This is a genomic window from Clostridium sp. CTA-5, assembly GCF_054768135.1.
Genome location: NZ_BAAAAT010000001.1, coordinates 152,429 through 175,515, shown reverse-complemented (window position 1 = coordinate 175,515; position 23,087 = coordinate 152,429). Strand labels below are relative to the sequence as shown.

20 protein-coding genes are annotated in these 23,087 nt (G+C 26.0%); 2 read left to right on the top strand and 18 right to left on the bottom strand.

What is annotated here, in order from left to right:
• Positions 1 to 40: 40 nt before the first annotated feature.
• From ACYUET_RS00730 to ACYUET_RS00705, 6 genes are all read right to left on the bottom strand, one after another.
• Positions 41 to 1,120, bottom strand: a complete 1,080-nt coding sequence (locus tag ACYUET_RS00730) for a hypothetical protein (RefSeq protein ID WP_460277133.1) — start codon at positions 1,118 to 1,120, stop codon at positions 41 to 43.
• Between the two features lie 51 nt (positions 1,121 to 1,171).
• Positions 1,172 to 1,855: an early set domain-containing protein gene (locus ACYUET_RS00725; protein WP_460277132.1), complete on the bottom strand. Its 684-nt coding sequence runs from the start codon at positions 1,853 to 1,855 to the stop codon at positions 1,172 to 1,174.
• A gap of 333 nt (positions 1,856 to 2,188) precedes the next feature.
• On the bottom strand, positions 2,189 to 3,238 hold the full coding sequence (locus tag ACYUET_RS00720; protein ID WP_460277131.1) for a galactose ABC transporter substrate-binding protein: 1,050 nt from the start codon (positions 3,236 to 3,238) through the stop codon (positions 2,189 to 2,191).
• 208 nt (positions 3,239 to 3,446) lie between these two features.
• Positions 3,447 to 4,034, bottom strand: a complete 588-nt coding sequence (locus ACYUET_RS00715; RefSeq protein WP_460277130.1) for a hypothetical protein — start codon at positions 4,032 to 4,034, stop codon at positions 3,447 to 3,449.
• Between the two features lie 339 nt (positions 4,035 to 4,373).
• Complete coding sequence (locus ACYUET_RS00710) at positions 4,374 to 4,985, bottom strand: hypothetical protein (RefSeq protein WP_460277128.1); 612 nt, start codon at positions 4,983 to 4,985, stop codon at positions 4,374 to 4,376.
• 401 nt (positions 4,986 to 5,386) lie between these two features.
• Complete coding sequence (locus ACYUET_RS00705; RefSeq protein WP_460277127.1) at positions 5,387 to 6,748, bottom strand: MATE family efflux transporter; 1,362 nt, start codon at positions 6,746 to 6,748, stop codon at positions 5,387 to 5,389.
• Between the two features lie 171 nt (positions 6,749 to 6,919).
• On the opposite strand from ACYUET_RS00705, the gene ACYUET_RS00700 reads away from it, so the two are divergent.
• Positions 6,920 to 7,381: a helix-turn-helix domain-containing protein gene (locus tag ACYUET_RS00700; RefSeq protein WP_460277126.1), complete on the top strand. Its 462-nt coding sequence runs from the start codon at positions 6,920 to 6,922 to the stop codon at positions 7,379 to 7,381.
• Positions 7,382 to 7,486: 105 nt separating this feature from the next.
• On the opposite strand, the gene ACYUET_RS00695 is transcribed toward ACYUET_RS00700, so the two are convergent.
• The 9 genes from ACYUET_RS00695 to ACYUET_RS00655 all read right to left on the bottom strand — a co-directional run bounded on the left by ACYUET_RS00695 (position 7,487) and on the right by ACYUET_RS00655 (position 19,034).
• Positions 7,487 to 7,609, bottom strand: a complete 123-nt coding sequence (locus ACYUET_RS00695) for a CPC_1213 family protein (RefSeq protein WP_460278222.1) — start codon at positions 7,607 to 7,609, stop codon at positions 7,487 to 7,489.
• Between the two features lie 384 nt (positions 7,610 to 7,993).
• Positions 7,994 to 8,140: a hypothetical protein gene (locus tag ACYUET_RS00690; RefSeq protein ID WP_460277125.1), complete on the bottom strand. Its 147-nt coding sequence runs from the start codon at positions 8,138 to 8,140 to the stop codon at positions 7,994 to 7,996.
• 93 nt (positions 8,141 to 8,233) lie between these two features.
• Entirely contained in the window at positions 8,234 to 8,899 is a 666-nt protein-coding gene (locus tag ACYUET_RS00685) for a class II aldolase/adducin family protein (protein WP_460277124.1), read from the bottom strand.
• Positions 8,893 to 10,275: a PTS galactitol transporter subunit IIC gene (locus ACYUET_RS00680; protein WP_460277123.1), complete on the bottom strand. Its 1,383-nt coding sequence runs from the start codon at positions 10,273 to 10,275 to the stop codon at positions 8,893 to 8,895. Before ACYUET_RS00680 ends, ACYUET_RS00685 begins: the two co-directional genes overlap by 7 nt.
• Before the next feature lie 33 nt (positions 10,276 to 10,308).
• Positions 10,309 to 11,355: an S-methyl-5-thioribose-1-phosphate isomerase gene (gene mtnA, locus ACYUET_RS00675; protein ID WP_460277122.1), complete on the bottom strand. Its 1,047-nt coding sequence runs from the start codon at positions 11,353 to 11,355 to the stop codon at positions 10,309 to 10,311.
• 19 nt (positions 11,356 to 11,374) lie between these two features.
• Complete coding sequence (gene mtnK, locus ACYUET_RS00670; protein ID WP_460277121.1) at positions 11,375 to 12,583, bottom strand: S-methyl-5-thioribose kinase; 1,209 nt, start codon at positions 12,581 to 12,583, stop codon at positions 11,375 to 11,377.
• 342 nt (positions 12,584 to 12,925) lie between these two features.
• A complete protein-coding gene (locus tag ACYUET_RS00665; RefSeq protein WP_460277120.1) occupies positions 12,926 to 13,711 on the bottom strand; it encodes a DeoR/GlpR family DNA-binding transcription regulator in 786 nt (261 codons plus the stop codon).
• Between the two features lie 310 nt (positions 13,712 to 14,021).
• Positions 14,022 to 14,441 carry a UDP-N-acetylglucosamine pyrophosphorylase gene (locus ACYUET_RS00660; protein WP_460277119.1) on the bottom strand — a complete coding sequence of 140 codons (420 nt, stop codon included), beginning with the start codon at positions 14,439 to 14,441 and terminating at the stop codon, positions 14,022 to 14,024.
• Positions 14,442 to 14,738: 297 nt separating this feature from the next.
• Positions 14,739 to 19,034: an acyl-CoA dehydratase activase-related protein gene (locus ACYUET_RS00655; RefSeq protein WP_460277118.1), complete on the bottom strand. Its 4,296-nt coding sequence runs from the start codon at positions 19,032 to 19,034 to the stop codon at positions 14,739 to 14,741.
• Between the two features lie 180 nt (positions 19,035 to 19,214).
• On the opposite strand from ACYUET_RS00655, the gene ACYUET_RS00650 reads away from it, so the two are divergent.
• Positions 19,215 to 19,568, top strand: a complete 354-nt coding sequence (locus ACYUET_RS00650; protein ID WP_460277117.1) for a tetratricopeptide repeat protein — start codon at positions 19,215 to 19,217, stop codon at positions 19,566 to 19,568.
• 113 nt (positions 19,569 to 19,681) lie between these two features.
• On the opposite strand, the gene ACYUET_RS00645 is transcribed toward ACYUET_RS00650, so the two are convergent.
• From ACYUET_RS00645 to ACYUET_RS00635, 3 genes are read right to left on the bottom strand one after another with little or no spacing between them, the layout of a single operon-like run.
• Complete coding sequence (locus ACYUET_RS00645; RefSeq protein ID WP_460277115.1) at positions 19,682 to 20,746, bottom strand: transglutaminase-like domain-containing protein; 1,065 nt, start codon at positions 20,744 to 20,746, stop codon at positions 19,682 to 19,684.
• A 12-nt stretch (positions 20,747 to 20,758) separates the two neighbouring features.
• Complete coding sequence (recX, locus tag ACYUET_RS00640; RefSeq protein ID WP_460277114.1) at positions 20,759 to 21,397, bottom strand: recombination regulator RecX; 639 nt, start codon at positions 21,395 to 21,397, stop codon at positions 20,759 to 20,761.
• Between the two features lie 46 nt (positions 21,398 to 21,443).
• A complete protein-coding gene (locus ACYUET_RS00635) occupies positions 21,444 to 22,685 on the bottom strand; it encodes a M16 family metallopeptidase (RefSeq protein ID WP_460277112.1) in 1,242 nt (413 codons plus the stop codon).
• Between the last annotated feature and the right edge of the window lie 402 nt (positions 22,686 to 23,087).

The following is a 23,087-nucleotide window of genomic DNA, read 5'->3' as shown; positions in this document are numbered from 1 at the left end:
TTTAAATTTGCAACATATATAATCTTAATTAGCTAAATACTTATGCCATAGCAACTTGGTAAACACTACTATATTCATCTTGTTTAAGTGCTTCATCAATATCTCTTTTAATATTTGTATAGGCCTCTTTAACTGCACTTGTTACTTCATTACTACCTGTCTTTATTGAATTAGTTACAGTATTTTTCATTTCATTTAGGTCATTTGTAACACTTATACTAGCTTCTTTTACCTGTTTTGCTACATTTTTTACATTAGAAACAACATTTTTACTTACAGTTACTATATTGTTTTTAACTTCATTAATAGTTGACATTGAACTATTTACAGTGGCAACTATCATATTATAATCATTACTTATATTTTTATATGCATTTTTTATTGTTGTTGGAATTCTCATTATAGGATCTTTAACTCCATCTATGCCTGATTTTATAGCTGCTCCTGTTTGTATTACTTTCCCTATAGGTCCTGAGGTTGGATTTGATATTGCTATTCCTATTGTTGATACAGTTTTACCTACTGTTGCTACACAACTTGTAACATCTGCACTTAATGATATTGTACTCTTTGTTACTGTACTTATTAAATCTTTAGCTGAATCCTTTACTGTTTTTGCTGCCTCTTTTAACTGCCCTGCAGTAGTTGTAACTTGTTTTACTGTAGTTGATATCTGCTCAGCAGTATTGGTTACATTATCTTTTACTGATTCTGCTGTTTTTTGTATTGTATTAGTAATTGAGTTTGTTGCTTTAACAATACTTTTTGAAACTTTAGTAACTGTATTTGCTACACTTTCACTAACTGATATTATCGCCTTACTAGTATTATCAACTATAGACGTTCCTATTTTAACTGCCGCTTTAATACCTGACATAACATTATGCGCTGCTGAAAAAATAGAATCTCCTATTGAACTTTTAGTTAATTTATTTTCTTTAGAATTTTTTTCACTATTATTATCATTTTTATTTAATTCTGATTTAGTTATTTCAACTTTATCTTCTAAACTTACATTATGTTGAACTACTTTTACTTCTTCATTATTTTTTGAAATCTTATTATCATCATTATTAATATTAACAAACGTATTAGTATTATTTATTATTCCACATTTCATTGGCTATACCACCCTTCTTAAAATATATATAAATAAATATTATATATAACCTTATATCATTTTTCCTAATGATGAATATGAATTTAATTGATTAATCTTAAATTCATCTTCTAATATAAACTCTCCATCAATAAATATCTTTAGAGTCCAATTACCACATAATTGTTTTATTCTTGAATCATTTAATTCCATCCAAAACCATAGCTTTATTGGCTCATTATTATTTTGTGGTGTAAATAAACTATTTTCAGCAAATTGAAACAACTCTCCTAGTGGGTTAAACCATGCAATTGTTACACAGTGAAGACCTGTTACTTGAGTAAAATCCAATCTTACCACAACTTTTTTATCAGATAAAATATTAAATATTTTTTTATTTGTAACCTCCTCTTTCTCATTTATATTACAAGTTATATTATATTTATCTATATTTACATTATATTGAGTATTATTATATAACCTTTGATCATTTTCATTTATCATTATCACTGACCAAAGTTCTTCATTATCATCAGGCAAATATATATTGGAAGTTGGATCATTGAGTTTTAATTCACCATTTATTAAAAACTTATACTTATATTCTCCTTCTTTAAGATCACAAGTAAAAATCCAAACTCCATCTTCTTTTTTCATTAACCCTTTATCAGGATTATAGTTATTAAAATCTCCTATAACAGATACTGTATTAATATTTAAAATTTCTTCTGAATTATATTTAAATAAAATCTTCATATCATTTCACCTGCAACTTTCTTTAGTACATTTATATTAACTCTTATGTTATTCTCGATAATTAATAGGGTTTCTTTACCTAAATATGGGTTAGTTTTATAAATATATCTATTTAATGAAAAATATTATCAGTTTTTATTACTATAATATTAATCTTCTATTTTATTTATTGAATTTCCGTATACTTTATATAATATAACCATTATTTAAAGTTAATTTTAAGAATATAAAAGCAATGTTTTAATATGTTTATACGCACAAAAAGCATACACCTATATAATATAAGTGTACGCTTAAAATTTTATATATAAAATAACATTAAATTAAACATAATTAGCTAGGTTTATATTCTTTATATGGCATACGAATTGTAACTCCTGTTTCATCAAATTGATAGTTTGTTCCTTCAATTGAATTTTTTCCATTAACTAGATTCATTCCTAAAGTATAAAGTGCCTCTGCTTCTGCATGTGGATCTTGAATAACAGTACCTGACATAAATCCTTCTTTAATTAATTGTTGTGCTTCTGGAGTCCCATCAACGCCAACAACAGTAATAATTTTTGATTTATTTCCTTTGTTATAACCAAATCCTTGTAATGCCTTGATAGCACCTTCTGCCATCGCATCATTATTAGCAATTATTGCTTCAATTCTATTTCCATATTGATAAAATAATTGTCTAACTGCCTCTTCTGCTAATGTAAAATCCCAATTACAAACCCTTAATGCAAGTTCTTCAGTTTTTATTCCATCTTTTTGGATAGTTTCAATAGAATATTTAGTTCTTGCAATCGCCTCCATCCTAGTTTTAATCCCCATTAACATAACATATTGAAGTTCATTATCTCTATTTCTATCTATTCCCAAATTATCTTTATTCCATAAATCAGCAATAATGTTTCCTTGTAAAATACCTGCTTCTTCTAACTCTGTTGATAAAACAATTGCTTTATTATATGATTTAATAGGATTTTTTGAAACTGGTTCACTATTAAATAAAATTACTGGTAAATTTCTTTCTTTTATTTTATTTATAACTGTTTGTGTTGATTCTTCACTTACATCAACTAAATTTACTAATAATAAATCTACACCTTGGTTTAATACTGTTCTAAGTTGTTCATTCTGATTATCTTGATTATTTTCTGCATCAAAAAAACTAAATTCAACCTTACCTTGATTTTCTTTTTGAATTTCTTCTAAGTTTTTACGAACTAAAGTAATATATTCATCATCTGCTTTGTATAATAATACTCCTACTTTCACTAGATTTGATAATTTGAAATTTAAATTCGTTGTTATTGAATTTTGGCTACATCCAGTAAATATTAAAATTATTATAATTACAAATATATTAAGTTTTAATAATTTTTTTATCATTTGATTTTATCCTCCATAAATACATTTAATAATACCTTTAAAAAGTATTCTTTATTATATTTTTTATAGGTTATCATATATCAACCAGACTCTAAGTTATTTATTAAATGTTATTAATAGTATTTAACTATGAAGCTAAATTATCCATAAAAAAAAGTCCTCACTAACATTAAAATTAATTTAATATTTAATGTTAGTGAGGATTTTTTTATTTTAATATGTTTTTAATTTGCGGTTTATTAAAATCTTTATAATATATATAATCTTCTGTTTTCTTCTTTACATTTTCTAACTGTATTTTAATTGCTTTTTGCTCTACTTTTAATGCTATCCATTTTATTGCATAAAAATAATCTTCATCAGTAATCATATTTTCTTTCCATAGTGTTGTTACTGTTTTTTGCAAATCTTCTAAATCATTATCACCTACATTATCTCCATAATTATCTATAATTTTTAAAATATCTATTTTATTATCTTCTTTAAAATATTTGTCCTCGTTTCCTATTATATCTATATTAAATATTTTCTCCATATCTTTTATGGATTTTACTATAAGTTCATTATTTTTTCCATAAACTTTAATTACATCATTTTTAGTACTTGACTTTTTACATATATTTTGTGGGTCATTAATATTCTTGTTTAATCCTTTAATATTAGGTACTTTTTTATCATTTTCTTCTAATAAAGCTTTATTAAATTCCTCTTTAAATGTATTAGTATTATTTCTAGATATATTTTTTGAACTACTCAAAGTATTATTTATAATTTTATCATCTATCTTTATATCCATTATTTACCCCTTTTTATGTAATTTTTTACATACAATTATCGCCTTTAAAGTTTATTTCTTTAGGATATTCTTGCCTTTATTGTAAATTTATTATCCTATTTCATAATTGATGCATAAAAAATAGCTATGTTTCACAACATAGCTATTAAGGTAGATTCAAAAAAATAACAGACCAGTAGCTCATCTATTTTGCGTCATACTGCATCAACAAATTTAGCTAACAACTCACTATTAACTGAACTTGCTTCATTGCCTGACACAAAATATACAACGCTTCTTTGGCTTATTATTTATTTCATGTTCCTAAATACAAAACTTATACCAAATATAAATCCAAAATTACTTTATAGACTTAAGGCTATATCTATTATTTACTGTTATAATTTTAATTTTTAAAACATTAAGAAGCTTCTCTAGACTTTTAACTTGATTTATATATTTTATGTTATTTTTCGCAATTAATTTCTCTACTATCTTAATAATATCAGATTTTTCTTCATCACTTAATTTACAATTATTTTTTAAACATTCTCTATTAATATAAGTTAGTGTATTCCAAATTTGTTCCTCTGTTATTTTATTAATGTCCATTAATACCCAGGTAAAATCTTTTCTTCTATTCTTTTCAGGATATGCTTCTTTAAAAAATTTTATAAATCCATTTTCTTTTTTAGGATCTTTTATTGCAACATATTTTCCAAGTTGATTTTTAAGTTGGTTTTTTAAATACATAATGGTATTTGGTTTTATTTTATCAGCCATAGCATCGATGCTGTCATAAATAAAATTATAAGTATCTTGAAATTGTTGTTCATTAGCATTTGACTTTTTAAGTATTTTGGTAATTTCTATATATTCTAATATATTTTTTTTACAATTCAATTCTTTATTATATATCTTTTCCCATATTTCTTTTTCACTTAATCCTTCTAATACTATAAATTCTTCCATATTACGTCATCCTCTGCATATTATTATTTACTAGTTTTACTTAAATCTAATTTAATATATGTTCTAAGTAGGTTAATACATTTATAATCTTTTATATAATTTTTATAGAAAATTATATCTTTGATAAACAGTATATAGTTAGAAACATATATATAATCATATCATATTATACATAAACTTAAAAATTCCACTTAAAACATTCTACACCATTTAAGTTCTGTCCATGAGGTTTATCCGGATAGCTAGTATCTGTAATTTCATAACAGATACTAGCTCCTAGATAACGACTTCTAACCATCAGTCAAAGACAAGCTTTGTATGATACTAAGAATTCTGTTTATACTACAATATAAACATTCACTTAAAACATAGCAAAGTTTTAAAACTATTATTTAAATTTCTTATACAACTTTATGTTTAAGCCACTTTTCACCTTTAAGCCTAAAGCAATACATTACTCCTCTAATCAGCCAATCTGTATACATTCCAATCCAAATTCCTAAAACACCAAGTCTAAATACTATTGCTAAAATATAGCCTGTAAATATTCTAAAAATCCACATTCCCACAAAAGCTGTTAACATAGTATATCTTGTATCTCCAGCTCCCTTTAACCCTGATGATAATATAAAAGAAATAGGCCATACTATTAAAGCCACGCTATTACTTTTAATTAATGTAGCTGAAAGTTTTATTACCTCTATATTATCTGTATAAAAAGAAGATACCCATTCTGAAATAGGAATAAATATTAAACCTATTGCTACTAAACATACTGTTCCAAATTTGGTTAAATAAACAAGTGTACTTTTGGCACCTTTTGTATCATCTCTTCCTACATATTGACCTACTAAAGTTGTTGCAGCTAAACATAGTGCATTTCCTGGGACTGCAACAATAGTTGCTATTGATGAACCTATTGCATTTGCTGCTATTGATTCGGTTCCCATAGTTACTATAAATATTTGAACAATCAATTTTCCTGCATTAAAAAGTACTTGCTCAACCCCTGCTGGTATTCCTATGTTAAATATACTCTTTTGTATTCCTAAATTAAATTTAAATGGGAAAATTTTTCTTATTCTTATAACTCTGCTTCCTCTAAATAAAACAATTCCTATAAGGATTGTTCCAACCAATCTTGCAATTGCAATTGATATGGCAGCACCCTCTATTCCATATGATGTTGTATTTAAAACATATCCTAACAACTTAACATCTTTTATTCCGTAAATTAATATATATCCCAAAATTATGTTGATAATATTCATAAGCATTGTAATATACATTGGTGTTTTTGTATCTCCGCATCCTCTTAATACTCCATTTGCAATTTGCTGTACTGCAATAAAAGGATATGTAATAAGTGTAAGTTCTAAATATATTTTTGCATTTAATTTTACTAATTCTTCCGCAGTACCATACAAAGAGTTGATCATTGGAACACGCAAAATCCACATTAAAATACTTATCAAAACAGCCAAACAGCATCCAGATGCCAAAGCTTGTCTAGCTGTTTCATTTGCTTTTTTATGATTTTCTTTTCCAATATGCTGTGCAACGACTACAGTAGCTCCAACAGATAAGGCCGCAAAAAAAGATATAAACATATTATTTATTGAATCTACCATTCCAATTGCAGAAACTGCTTCTTCCCCTATATGTCCTGCCATCATTGTATTACATACACCCAAAAGCATAACAAATGTTTGCTCTATTATTATAGGTATAGCTAATTTCAAAACATTTTTTCTTATAAACATATTATAGCCCTCTCTCCCCTCTAATAACTATACTATTCCCTCTCAGGATAATTTACTAATTTTAAAAGTATTGATTTAACACAATCATATTATATTACTCCTAATCTTAAAAATTTTCCAGTAATATATAGTATAATGTTTATATAAGGGATTTTTATAGGAGGTTTTAGTTTGTGTAATAATAAGGAAAATCTAAAAAATCCAACTACTTCAGATAAAAATAAATTTAATAATTTAAATAGAGATACAAAATACTGCATTGCAATAGTTATATTTTCACTTTCTTTATTAGTTAGTGCAATAATTATAAGTAATAGTATACAAAACTTAAAATATTCCTTCAATAATGGATTTCATATCATATCTAGTGATATTTCTGATTTACCTGATTTATTAACCACTAATTTTTCACATTTAGTTAAAGAACCTACAGATATTTCACAACATACATTATCAATTCAAGATGCTGCTACTTATTTAGGAATTGCTCCTGATGAATTATGGAAAGTTGTTAATGACCCGGAATCTAGAATTCCTCACTTTCAAGTTGGTAAAAGTAGATGTTTTTTTACTAAAGAAGGATTAGATAAATGGCTAGAAGGAAGTTATACTCTTAATTTTGATATAAAATAAAAAATCTCTAATTTTCATTTATAAAGTCATTAATTTTTTATTCATATAAATAAAGCATGAGTAACTTCATTTACTCATGCTTTATTTTATAACTATTTTTCTCTATTAAATCTTAAAATCTGTTGGGTCATATGTCTTAGCTTTTGGTTCTCCAAAAACTGCTTTTACACTTTCAGCTTGTGGATTATGATTTACATTTTTCTTTTTTCTTTTATTATTTTCTCTCATTTTATTGCTTTTATTACTCATTAATATCACCTCAACATTATGGTGTACACTTGTACTTATTTTATACTTCTTATATGTTTTATATTTAATTAAATTTTTTTAATTATGCTTTTAAGTAAATACTAATATAAAAAATTATCTATGTTTTATTTTTTAGCGTTACTTAAATTTAATATATATATGTTACAAATTTAAATGTGCAAAAAAGACTTTGCAGTTCTTTAATTTATTTCATGTACCTTATTACAAAATATATAAATAAAAAAGCTATCTTTTAAAATATCAATCTCCACTTAAAAGTAGATAAACAAAAAAGTATGGTTAAATTTCATTAAGTAATTTTTAAACCATACTTTCTTTTTTAGATTAGATATTATTTAATTTTTAGAAATGATCCTTTTCTTTACGTGATGGTGCTCCTATTTTTTTACCATCAATAATTCCTAAATCTGAGTTACTTTTAGGTTCCATTTTTCTACGTTCAGCATTAGATTTGGGCTTATCTTTTAATCTACTTTTATTATTATCCATAATATTTCACCTCACTCATTGATATGATGTGCTTATATAAATATTTTATGCGATAGAAGTATTATAATTTTTATTAAAATAACCTAAATTCTTTTATTTATTACTTAAATTTATTTGATCTGGATACTTCCAACATGCTAATTCTTCTTCTGAAATAGCTTTTGGTTCTATTCCTCCATTTATTAAAAGCGTTCTGTAATATACCTCAGCAATTTCTTCTACATATGATGCTTTTAGTAATGCATCATCAATATCATTTGATACTGCTAAAGCTCCATGATTTGCCATTAAACAAGCATCTGCTTTTTTTATTGGTTCTACAATACTTTTAGCTAATTCTACTGTACCTGGTCTTGCATATGGTGCAACCTTTATTCTTCCATCATTTCCAACTACATTTACTACTTCATATACTATAGGTGGTATTTCTTTATTAAGTACAGAAAATGCAGTTGCAAATTTTGAATGTGTATGAACAATAGCAGTTACATCTTTTCTACATTTATAAACTTCTAAATGCATAAGTAATTCACTTGTAGGTTTTACATTTGTATTTACTTCTATTAAATTTGCATTTATATCTACTATACAAATATCGTTATAAGTTAAATTTTCTCTAGCAATTGCTGAGGGAGTTACTAAAATATATCCTGTTTCTTTATCTCTAACACTAAAATTCCCTGATTTATGTTTACACAATCCTTCTTCTTCTGCTTTTTTCGCAATTTTTGTTAACTTTTTTTTGAGATCTTCTAACATACATCTTCTCCTTCTCCTACTATAATACTATCTAACTGAGCATCCTTATTTTTCATATATTTTTTATACCAGAAGAATAAAGCTGTAAAGACAATAAGCGATACTATTCCAATTACATCTCCATTTATTATATTAGCGGCATGTACTAAGCACCATCTAATTTCTGGTCCTTCAGTTCCATAATAAGTTAAAAATTGACCATCAGGAACTGTTAATGTTTTTTGTGCTATTGCTAAATTAGTAATCATTGGTGCAAATTGTGATGAAACGATTAAATATATCGGTGTAGTTACTACTCCCATTATGAACATTCTAACTAAATTTCCACCTGTTAAAATTAATGCAGGAACTGTTGCTGCAACATTAAGTATTGCTGCTAATGGTAAAACACTATTAATGCCTAGTTTAGCAAGTAATATTGCAAATATTAACTCAACAGGAACTAGTAATATTGATATTACCCATAATTCAGTTCTTCCTCCAAGCACAGACCAATCCACACCTATATAAAAGTCCCTATTCTTATATTTTTTCTTCATAAAATTTCCCGCTGATTCTGCTATTGGTCCAAGAGCATCTATAAAAAAATTAGCTGCTATAGGGAATAATACCAGTGCAGTTGCAACACCGACTCCTGTTTGTAAGATAACTTTTAAACTACATCTTCCACATGCAGCTATTAATACTCCTACTATAAATCCCATAACACTATTTTCACCAAAGACACCTATCTTCTCTTTTAGCTTATTAGCATCTAAATTAATATTATTAATAGCTGGAATATGATCTAATAATTTATTAATTGGTGCTAAAACAACAGCCTCTAAGTTCATTACATGTCCACATGTAACATTTTTTATTCTTGATAATCTATAAATAGATTTTTGTACTATATCTGCATTCTTTAATTCAAAAACCACTTGAATTCCTGCAATTATAAGAGCTATTGGTACATTTCCTGTTAAAGAAACTACTAAAATAGCTGTAAATATCTTTCCCCATACATTCCACATGTCAACGTTTAAACAATTTGTCCATCCAAAAGCTAACATTATAATATTTATTCCTATTTGTATAGGAAAAACCATCAATGCATAAGGCCATGCCCATGCAATACTTGCAACAGGAGACCACCCAACATCTACTGCTGTAAGTTCTATACCTGTACTTTTAACAAATGCACTAGCAGCTGGACTTATTGAATCAAACATAAATGTAAGAACAACATTTATAGCTGTAAAAGCTATTCCTAAAGTTAATCCACATAATATAGCTTTTTTAGGTTTCATTTTTACTGCTAATCCAATTAAAATCATAATAATTGGTAAAAATACTGCTGCTCCCAAATCTAAAATATAATTTATTATATTTCCCATAATATACCCCCTTATCTTAAAATTTTTTAGCAATTATTTAAATAATTTTTCTAAATTTTCTTTAAAAGGTGGATAAACTATACCTTTTTCTGTAACAATAGCAGTTATATTTTCATGTGGTGTTACATCAAAAGATGGATTATATACATTTACTCCTTTTGGTGCTGTCCATACTCCAAATCTACAAGTTACCTCTTCTGGATCTCTTTCTTCAATAGGAATATCTTTTCCTGTTAAAGTATTTAAATCTATACTTGGTGTTGGTGCTGCTATATACATTGGTACATTAAAATACTTAGCTAAAATTGAAACACCAAATGTTCCTATTTTATTTGCAGTATCACCATTGGCTGCTATTCTATCACAACCAACAATTACTGCATCTATCTTATTTTGTGACATAACTACTGCTGCCATATTATCTATAATAGTAGTTACATCGATTCCTGCCATATAAAGTTCTAATGCTGTTAATGTAGATCCTTGAAGTCTAGGTCTTGTCTCATCTGAATACACCTTAAATTTCCATCCTTTTTCCTTTGCAAGATACATAGGCGCTGTTGCAGTACCATATTTAGATGTTGCTAATTGTCCTGCATTACAATGAGTTAACAGTCCCATTCCATCCTTTAATAATGTAATTAAATTTTCTCCTATTGTTTTGCATATTTCTATATCTTGTTGATGAATTAATTTTGCTTCATCCCTTAATATAGTTTTAATTTCTCTTACTGGTAAATTCTCTACTTCCTTAGCTTTATTAAGCATTCTATTAACTGCCCAAGAAAGATTAACAGCAGTTGGTCTACTTAAATTTAAATACTCACCATCTTTTTCAATTGCCTTATAAAAATTTTCAAAAGAATCTTCTGGTGCACTTTTTGCACTAAAGTACATTCCATACCCAGCAGTAACTCCAATAGCTGGTGCTCCTCTGACTATCATATCTTTTATTGAATCGTATACACCTTTCACAGTATTATAACTTATATATTCTATTGAATTTGGAAGTTTAGTTTGATCTAATAATATAAGCTTGTCCTTTTCATCATTCCATTTAATTGCTAATAATTCTGACATATGTTTTCCCCCCTAATTATTATTTAGTTTGATTTGATATTAATTCTATAAGTTCTTTAAATAAATTTATTTTCTCTCTGTTTATAAGCATTTCTTTAGCAATATTTAATCCCATAATTTGTGCTTTTGCTCTATCTTGTAAATTTTCTATTTCATCTAAGTCTGGGACATGAGCCATTCCTATAATTCTTCTCATAACTTCACATGAACAGAATCCAATAGTTTCATGTAATAAATTCTCTACATAGTCTTTTTCATATCCCTCTACTTCAGTTATTATATCTTTAGATTCATTATTCCATAGATAATCTAATTCTACATAAAATTCATTCCAAATTTCGTTACTTAAATCTAATAAATATTCTCTATATTCTTTTATGTCATTAGGCTTCCTATCTGTTCTTCCTTCCCAAGAAACATAATTTAATACTATATTTGCAAATAATAATCCTATGTCATAACTATAAGGCCCATAAAAAGCAAACTCTGTATCGAAAACAATTGACTTATCTTGATCTATAAATATTGATCCTGTATGCAAATCACCATGAAGCAATGATTCTGCCTTAGTCATAAAAATATTTTTTAATTTTGCAGTTTCAAGACGAACTTTTTTTGCCTCCCATATTTCATTTTTTACATAATCTTTTATATATTCATTAATATCATTAGATTCTGCATCCATATAAGGATCATTTAATACTAATCTCTCTGTTATATCACAAAGTTCTGGACTTATAAATGTGCCAACCCTTTTTTTCTTTTCCATAGGTCCCATACCCATATCAGAAGTTAAAAATAAATTTCTAGCCATAAATTTACCTATTTGTTTAGGAAATTTAGGGTACTTTTTCATTGACATTAAACCTTTTCTTAAAACATCCATGTTACCCAAATCTTCCATAACAGTTAAGGCATAATCTTCACTATGATGATATATTTGTGGAACAGAATTAGGATATACTTTATTTTGAAGTTGCATAGCTTCTGATTCAATTCTATTTCTATCTAAAGTTAATTTCCATCCTGATCCTGCAACCCTTAAGTATGGTAAGGCTTGTTTTATTATTATAGATTTATTAGTTTCTAAATTAACTACTCTAAAAACATAATTTAAATTTCCATCTCCAATTTCTTTACTTGAAAGTTTGTGATCTTCTGGAAATAACTTAAGTTCCTTTACATATTGTAAAATTAATTCATTGGTCATTTCTTTATACTTTTCCATTTATAATACCCCCATCTATAATTAATTTTTGTTATTTTATAGTATGTATATAATATTATTTTATGTTAATTTTTAACGCCTTGATCAAATATTACATTATTATAAATAAAATAACAAACCTTATTTTAGCGTTAAATTGTTAAATTCGCCTTAAATTGATTGTTTGTAATCATTTACTTAAGATTTTCTAATTTTTTCTTCGCTTTTCAAAAATAACACCATGTTATTTTTAAACACATATGATTAAACAAAAATAACTAAAAATATAATTATTAATAAGAATCTATTAGTCACTACCTTTTAATAATCATATTCTTAGTTTATTTAATATTTATTAATTTTTTATTTTGCAATTATAATCTCTACATTATCTTTTTCTATTAACTCTAAAGTTTCTAGTTCTTCTTGTGAAAATTCCTTTAATCCATCTATTACAATTTTAGAAATATTTTTGATATCACAAACTTTTGTTAATGATGTTTTATTAAGCTTAGTATGATCTAATAAAACTATTACCTCACTTGTATTTTCCATTGCAGCCCTTTTAGTATTTACCTCAAACATATTTATATCTGTTAATCCATTATCATAAGATAAAGCTTTTGCAGATATAAATAGTTTATTTGTATTATATCTTTTTAAAAATTTCTCGGTATCAGATCCTATTAATGAAAGTGTCGCATACCTTAGAACACCACCAGCCAATATTACAGTAATATTTTTAGCAGTATTAAAATATTGAGCTATTCTAATAGAATTAGTGACAATAGTTATCTTTTTGTTTAATATATATGGACATAGTTCATATATAGTAGTTGATGCATCCAAACATATTATATCTCCATCATTAATAAGTTGACTGCCATATTTAGCTATAATTTTTTTACCTTGAATATTTTGAAGATTTCTAATACTTAAACTATCATCTATTATATCTTCATCTTTAATTAAGTTTAATATTGCACCTTTAGATATTCTTCTTAATACACCCTTTTTTTCTAAATATTCAAAGTCTCTTCTTATTGTCATCTCTGATACATCTAACTTCTTACTTAATTCTTCTATTTCTACTTTTTTATTAATCTCTAATTCTTTCTTTATATAGATTCTTCTCTCATCTTGATCCATTTTGTTACCCTCCAGATATTATCTATCTTAAGTTTTTACCTATACTTTATGGCAAAACATCATTTTTATTGATAAATCAACTTAATATTAGTTAATTTCAAATTAATTTCATTTATATAATTATATAATATTATAAACTTTTTTTGATATCTTTGTATATAAAAAGGTGTACATTAAGTACACCTGAATCTTTTAAAGTTATATATTCTATTTTAAAACTACACATAAAGTTATATAATACCATTTAAAATAAACTCATATTTGCAAATTTTACACTATATTTTAAATACAAGTTTATTTAAGTCTAAAATTACTTAATAATATTCTGAATTTCATCAACACTTGCCTTTATTGTAAATATCATATTTTCATCTATTCTTAATTTACATTCGTTATCATTTATTTTTATTTCATTTGATGCAAATTTATTTTTAGATAACTCTTTATATCTTGCTGATGAAATGTCTAAATTAAATTTTTTATCTTTAGCACCTGTAAGCTTTATAGTAGCTCCTTGTTCTGTTTGATCCGTAACTTTTATATCTATAATATTATTTCCTCTATTAGTGCAATCTAAGCTTAATCCAGGAATTTTTTCAATACTTGCTTCTCCTTTTATTGTCATCCAACCACCACTTAAATTAGATTTTACTAACAAATCTAATTTATAATTTTTCTCTAATTTTTTTAGTATTTGACCTAATTCAAATATTGTTAATTCTAACTTCATCTTCATAATTCCCCTTTTTTATTCACTAAGTATATATTGTTCTAATTAGTTAATTATTTATGTTTTTTCCAAAAGATTTATATATGTATTATATTACTATCCACTTCAAACTATATATATTAAATTATGATACTATTAATATTTCAATATTTATATTACTGAATAAACTTCCTTGAAACTTATATATTCTAAGTTTCAAGTTATATTTTAAAACAGTATTAATATATACAAATATTATTTAATTATACAGAAAGACTTCCTTTTACAATAATCATTGATAGGAAGTCTTTCTATTATTTAAGTAAGGCTAACTTGCTTATTAAGCCCATTTTCTTCTTCAGCTTCTTCATATTCTTTATATTGTATTGTTTCTTCTTCTAGTTTTTTAAATGCTACTGAAAGCATTAGTTTAATTCTATTTAATTGGTTTACATTTGAAGCACCTGGATCATAATCTATAGCAACTATATTAGATTCTGGATATATTTCTTTAAGTTTTTTCATCATACCTTTTCCTGTTACATGATTAGGCAAACAGGCAAAAGGTTGCATACATACTATATTTTCAGCATTACTTTCAATTAATTCAATCATTTCAGCTGTTAAAAACCATCCTTCTCCAGTTTGATTTCCAAGCGATAATATTGGTGATGCTAATTTACCAAGTTCAAGTATATGCTTAGGTGGACTAAATCTTTTACTACTTTCTAAAGATTTTTTCATAGTTTTTCTATAAGTCTCCATAAAAGCAATTGCAATATTATTTAAATCTTTTTCCACTCTACTTCCTGCAAGATAATCATGTTTAAAAGTAGCATCAAGTGCTGAATAGAAAAAGAAATCCAATAAATCTGGTACTACAGCTTCTGCACCTTCTTTTTCTAAAATACCCACTATGTCATTATTAGCTGTTGGATGGAATTTAACTAAGATTTCTCCTACAATTCCAACACGTGGTTTTTTAATATCAAGCAAAGGTAAATTATCAAATGCTTCAATAATATTTTTTATATTTTTCTTAAATTCTCTTTTACTTCCATTTCTTAAATTCTCTTTTACTTTTTCATTAAACTCTTTATATAAAGAATTTGCAGACCCTTTAATTTTCTCATAAGGTCTTGTCCTATATAAAGTTTTCATAAATAAATCTCCGTATACTAAAGCCATAAGAGCTCTATTTATAAGTTTTAATGTTATCTTAAAACCTGGTTGTTTTTCTAGACCTACTGCATTTAGAGAAATTACAGGTATATTTTCAAATCCTGCATGTTTTAATGCCATTTTTAGAAATCCAATATAATTCGTAGCTCTACATCCTCCACCTGTCTGGCTTATTATAACTGATGTGTTGTTTAAATCATATTTACCTGATTTTAAAGCATTAATTATCTGACCAATAACTATTATAGATGGATAACATGCATCATTATTAACATACTTTAATCCCTCATGAATAGCTTTTGAATCTGTTGATGGAAGTACCTCTAAATTATATCCACTAGCTCTTACTGCCTCCTGTACTAAATCAAAATGAATAGGTGACATCTGAGGGCATAAAATTGTATGTGTTTTTCTCATTTTTTTAGTAAACACTGGATTTTTATATTCTATTTTTTCTTCTACAGGTTTATAATTTTTTCTAATTCTTTCTTCAATAGCTGCCTTTAATGATCTTATTCTTATTCTAGCCGCACCTAAATTATTTCCTTCATCAATTTTAAGTAATGTATAAATTTTTCCTTTTGAACTTATAATTTCATTCACTTGGTCAGTTGTAACTGCATCTAACCCGCAACCAAAAGAATTCAATTGTATTATTTCAAGATTATCATTTTCTGAAACAACTTCTGCTGCTCTATATAATCTAGAGTGATAAGTCCATTGATCTACAACTCTAAGTTTATCTTTTAAAACACCTAAATGTGATATACTATCCTCTGTTAATACAGCCATTCCATATGATGCTATTACATCAGGAATTCCATGATTTATTTCGGGATCTATATGATATGGTCTACCACATAAAACAATACCATATTTATTATTTTCTTTTAAGTATTTTAAAACTTCTTCTCCCTTATTTTGAATATCCTTTTTATAAGCTTGTCTTTCTTTAGTTGCCACTGAGACAGCATGTTCTGCCTCTTTTAATGTAATATTAAATTCCTTAAATTCTGCTACTATTCTTTTTGCTAATTCTTTTTCATTATCTAATGAGAAGAATGGTGCTATATAATTAATTCCTTTATTATTTAATTCATCTACATTATTTCTAATTAATTCTGGATAAGAAGTTACCATAGGACAATTATAATTATTATTTGCATCGCTAAATTCATTTTTTTCATATGGTATACATGGATAAAATATTGTCTTTATCCCTGAATGTATAAGAGACATAATATGTCCATGAACTAATTTTGCTGGATAACAAGCTGATTCTGAAGGAATAGTTTCAATCCCCATTTCATATATTTTTTTACTTGATAAAGGTGATAATTTCACTCTAAATCCAAGATCAGTTAATAATGTGAACCAAAATGGATAATTTTCATAAATATTAAGCACTCTTGGAATTCCAATAACTCCTCTTTTAGCTTCATTATCTTTAAGTGGTATATAATTAAATGTTCTTTTATATTTATATTTATATAAATTAGGTATATCATTTTTTGATTTTTCTATTCCTAACGCTTTTTCACACCTATTTCCAGAAATAAATTCTTCATCTGTAGAAAATTTATTGATTGTTAGTAAACAATTATTACCACATTTCCCACATCTTTCAAAAGAAGATTTCATATTAAATTTATCTATTTCATTTTTATTAAGTATAGTTGATTTACTTCCATTAACATATCTTTCTTTAGAAATCAATGCACAACCAAAAGCTCCCATAAGCCCTGCAATATCAGGTCTAACTGCTTTTCTCCCAGAGATTATTTCAAAACTTCTAAGTACTGCTTCATTATAAAAAGTTCCACCCTGTACTATAATTTTATTTCCCATCTCTTTTTCATCTCTTAATTTTATGACTTTAAATAAAGCATTTTTTATTACTGAATATGATAGCCCGGCAGATATATCTGAAACTTCTGCGCCTTCTTTTTGTGATTGTTTAACTCTAGAATTCATAAACACTGTACATCTAGAACCTAAATCAACTGGTGCCTTTGAATATATTGCCTCTTTAGCGAAATTTTCTACTTTCATATTTAATGATTTTGCAAATGTTTCTATAAATGAACCACAACCTGATGAACATGCTTCATTTAATAAAATACTATCTACAGTTCCATTTTTTATCTTTAAGCATTTCATATCTTGTCCACCAATATCTAATATGAAATCAACTCCTGGTAAAAAATATTCTGCTGCTTTATAATGTGCAATTGTCTCTATTTCTCCAATATCTATATGGAGTGCTGATTTAATTAAAGCTTCTCCATATCCTGTTACAGCAGAATTTACGATTCTGACTTCTTTAGGGATTTTAGAATATAAATCTTTTAACATTTCAACAACTTTTTTTAATGGATTTCCTTCATTCCCCTCATATAGAGAATATAAAAGATCTCCAGATTCATTTATTAGAACAACCTTAGTTGTTGTTGAACCAGCATCTATTCCTAAAAATGCATCCCCCTTATATGAACTAAGATTATCTCTTTTTACTTTTTCTTTATCATGTCTTTCTCTAAATTCTAAATAATCCGATTCGTTTCCAAATAATGGTTCTAATCTTTCACAATCATTATCCTGTATTCCAGATAAATTCTTTACTTTACTAACTATTTCTTTAAGAGTAATAGAATTAGTATTTTTAGATAAAAGTGCTGCTCCTTGCGCAACAAACAAGTGCGAATTTTTAGGAAAAATAACTTGTTCTTCTGTTAAATTTAAAGTTTCTATAAATCTTTTTCTAAGTTCTGATAGAAAACATAACGGTCCCCCTAAAAATGCTACATTTCCTTTAATAGGTTTACCACATGCAAGGCCTCCTATAGTTTGGTTAACTACAGCTTGAAAAATTGATGCTGCAATATCTTCTTTATTTGCTCCTTCATTTATAAGTGGTTGTATGTCTGTTTTTGCAAAAACCCCACATCTAGATGCAATCGGATATATTACTTTAAATTCTTTTGCATGCTCATTTAATCCCATAGCGTCTGTATTAAGTAAAACAGACATTTGATCAATAAAAGCACCTGTTCCCCCTGCACAGCTACCATTCATTCTTTGCTCTAATCCACCTCTAAAATATGTTATCTTAGCATCTTCTCCTCCTAATTCTATTACAACATCAGTTTTTGGAATAATTGTTTCTACGGTCTTAGAACAAGCTATTACCTCTTGAACAAATTCTACATCCAACCATTTTGAAACTGATAATCCACCTGATCCTGTTACACTTAATGTACAATTAATATTCCCTAAATTTTCATAACTTTCTTCGATTAATTCTACGACTGTGCTTTTAATATCTGAAAAGTGTCTTGTATATTTACTATATACAGTTGTATTTTCAGAATTAAGAATTACCAACTTTACTGTTGTTGATCCTATATCTAAACCTATGTTATAGTTATTCATTAAAATTCACCTACTCTAATTTCATTACAAATTTTCTATAAACTTTATTACGTATATATAAAAATTCCTTCAACCACTTAAATATATGTATATACCTTATTATACCTGTCTATACTTAAAATATAATTTAGTATTTTTTATTGTAATTTTTCTAATACTATATACAATTTGGAGGTTAAAATGAATTACTTTAATGAAGGAAATAAATTATACAATTCTAAAGATTATATTAAAGCTATAGATTGTTATAAAAAGTCTGTTATCCAAAAGCAAAATGAAGCTTGTTCATATTATAATGCTGGTGTTTGCTTTATTAAATTAAAAGATTTTAATAAAGCAATAACTATGTTAAAAAATGCCATTGCAATTCAACATGAAAGTAAATACTTCTTTAATTTAGGATACTGCTATACAATGAAAGAAGATTTAAATAAAGCTCTCCAATTTTTTAATATAGCTTGGTGTCTTAACGACACTGATACTGATTGTGAGAAGGCTATTAACCTTCTTTTGCCTAAACTCAGCAGAAGTTAAATTTATTAAATCCCCATATGATTCATGTATCAATCCTAAACTTTTAATTATAATATAATAATTACTTATAAGAGGTATTTTAATACTATACCTCTTATTTATCTTAAATTATTTTACCATTCACCAGCAATATTAGTTTTTTTATGTATTTCATCAAAATTATTTGAATCAAAATAATTACCCGCATTATAAAATGTTGGATCTACTTTAATCCATTTATTTTCATCCCTTAAATATACTTCATTCCATGCATGGCTCACATAATTTTCGCCATTATAAGCTTCTCCTGTTATTAGTCTTACATTAAGTCCTACTGCTCTTGACATAGCTACATAAAGACATGCATAATCAAAACATATACCACTTTTTTCTTGATATGCAGATATAGCTCCACTATTTTTTACATCTTGTGCATTTAATACTTTATTAGCTTTGTCATAATCATATGTTATATTAGATCCAATCCAAGAATATAATTTTTTTGCTTTTTCTCTATCAGTAGTACCTGAAGCTATTATCTTTTTTGCCTTTTCATCAATACTATTATTAGATTTTACCCCATCTTCTAAAGTAACTCCATTATAATATATAATTTTATTTGAAGCTATATCTTGAATTAGCCCATTATTGATAATTTCTGTTTTATTTTTATCTATAATATTTTCTATTTTATTAAATGATTCAATATCATTAAAAATATTAATTTTAAAATGATTATTAGGAATTGAATTAAACATTATTATCGGAACAAACATTATTAATATAAAAATACTCGCTCTAATTATTCCAAATATAATTGAAAATATAATTAATAATGTCTTACTTTGATTTATAATTTTTTTTCCACCACTAAAAATAAATGTTTGTATTATTTGAAATACTTGTCTTATTATAAATCTTATAAGAAAAAATAAAATCATAATTCCAAATATCTTAACTATCCCTTTAGTTAAATATCTACCTGTAAAGAAATTATTAATTAAATATGATAAAATACCATTTACTTTATCATATTTAGTTAAAATTATTACGAACGTTATTATACTAGATATTATATCTAGTATAGGAACAATTGCATAATCAATATTGGAATTTTTCAACACTCTTCTTATGTTAATTAGTACTGATGTCCCTATTATACCAAAAATTATCATTTTGTATAAAAGAATTTTATCCATTTAATTTCTCCTTTAGTTAAGACTTTCATCATTTATAACTTCTTTAACAACTTCATTAACGACTTCATATCCATAACCTTTAGAAAGTAAAAATCTATATAATTTGTTTGATATCTTATATTTATCATTTTCAGATTTTCTAATAGTTACTATTTTTCTTTGAGCTAAATCTATTGCTATGGATTTTTCATTTTCTCTATCTACATTATTTAATTCTTCTTCTATTATTTCTTTTGATATCCCCTTTTGCATTAAAGAATATTTAATTTTATTACTACCCTGTGATTTTAATTTTTCTTTAACAAAAAGTTTTGTATAATATTCATCATTTAAATAATTATATTCTTTTAAAAAATCAATTGCCTTTTCAATAGCTTCTTCTTCATATCCTTTTAAAATTAGTTTTTCTCTAACTTGTTTCTCTGTTTTATGACTTTTTTCTATTGTTCTTATAGCAGCTTCTCTACATTTCATGATTTGATCTTTATAAGCTAAAATTTTAAGCTTTTCAAAATCAACTTCATCTTTTAATTTAATGCCTTCTTTATATATTAATTCTGCACTTATTGAAAATGCATATTCCTCATCTAAAAATACATTTACTCTTTCTTTGTTTCTTTTTTGAAATTCCAATTTTGTTATCTTTGCCATAGTAAATTTCCATCCTATTTTCTTTAATTATTATTGTAATTACTACTTAGTTTGATTTCAATATGTGGATTGTTGGATTCAACAATACTTTTTTGGCAACTTCATTAATTTTACCTTTATCAACATTATTTAATCTTTCCATATCCTTCACAAATTCAAATATATCTTCATCTTCAAGAGCTTGATGCAATATATAATTACATAACTCTGAAGAATCTTCTAAAGTTGATATAACAGCTGTTTTGTGCACCTTTTTCATGATTTCTAAATCTCTATCACCTATTTCAATCTTGCCATTAATTACATTATTCAACGTTTCGTCAATTGCGATTTTAGCTTCTTCCACATTTTCTTCTCCTACAGAAGTGTATATATATAAAGTTTTTATATTATTTGTTATTTCTAGATGAGTATATATATCATAAGCTAATCCTCTATTTTCTCTAACTTCTCTAAAAAGTAATGAATTAGCACTTTCTCCTAGCCTATGATTTAATATTCTAAGTGGCAATTCATCATCCTTTTCTAATTCATTAAATGTAAATAAATATACTATTGTACTTTGTTCTATATCCTTTTTATAAGTAACTTTTGTTATATTTTTATTTTTCTCTTTTATACAATTTAACACTTTAGGCTTATTACCAGTCCATGATTCAAAATTTTTATTTATTAGTTCTATTGCTTCTTCGTGATTTAATGATGAAACCATAGTAATAAGAGAATTTTCTGGAGTATAATGTTCTTTATAATAACCAATTATTTCATTTTGAGTAAATTTCTTTATATTTTCTTCAAGACCTGTAACATCATACTTAAGCGCACTTTGGGTAAATGCAATATTATTTACATTTTTAAAACTATAATCTTCTAAATCATCTTTACCTGTTCTTATTTCAGCAAGTATAACACCACGTTCTTTTTCAATTTCACTTTCCTCAAACTTGGAATTTATAATCATATCACTTAATATACTAACTCCGTTATTCAATTCTTCCATCAAACAGCTTATTGTGTATACAGTTGCATCATAATCAGTATATGCATTGTATTCTCCACCTAAAGATTCTAAATCATCGTTAAGCTTTTTATCATCTCTCTTATCAGTTCCTTTAAATAAACAATGCTCAACAAAATGGCTTATTCCTTTTTGTTCTAAAGATTCATATAAAGCTCCCACTTTAATTCCTATGTTTATTGAGGCTATTTGTGTATCTTTATTTATAGTTATTACCTCTAACCCATTATTTAACTTGTGTCTTTTGGCATTAAAATTCAATTTTATCATTTATTCTCTCCTAATATTTTTCTATCATATAAAACTTTTTTCTAGCTTAGGCATATGAAGGGACATAACAACTCCAAAATGCCCTGATTATTTTTCATTAGGCAAGGAAGTAGATTAGTCTCATAGCAAGCCTATTAGACAAATCTGCTAATTCAGTATAATGAAAAATAGGTTTGGCAGATGGACTTGTTATTTTTTGATTATGCCTTATATTATTAAATTATACTATTAATTTATAAAACATATTATAGTCATATTAAATTTCAATTAATATAACATGTCTAATTGTAAATTCAATTCTTTAGTATAATTCTTTGAACTTCCTAAAATAAAATTATAACACATTATTTTAACTTCATTAATATATATAGATTCTTATATGTAGATATATTCTTAAAGTAA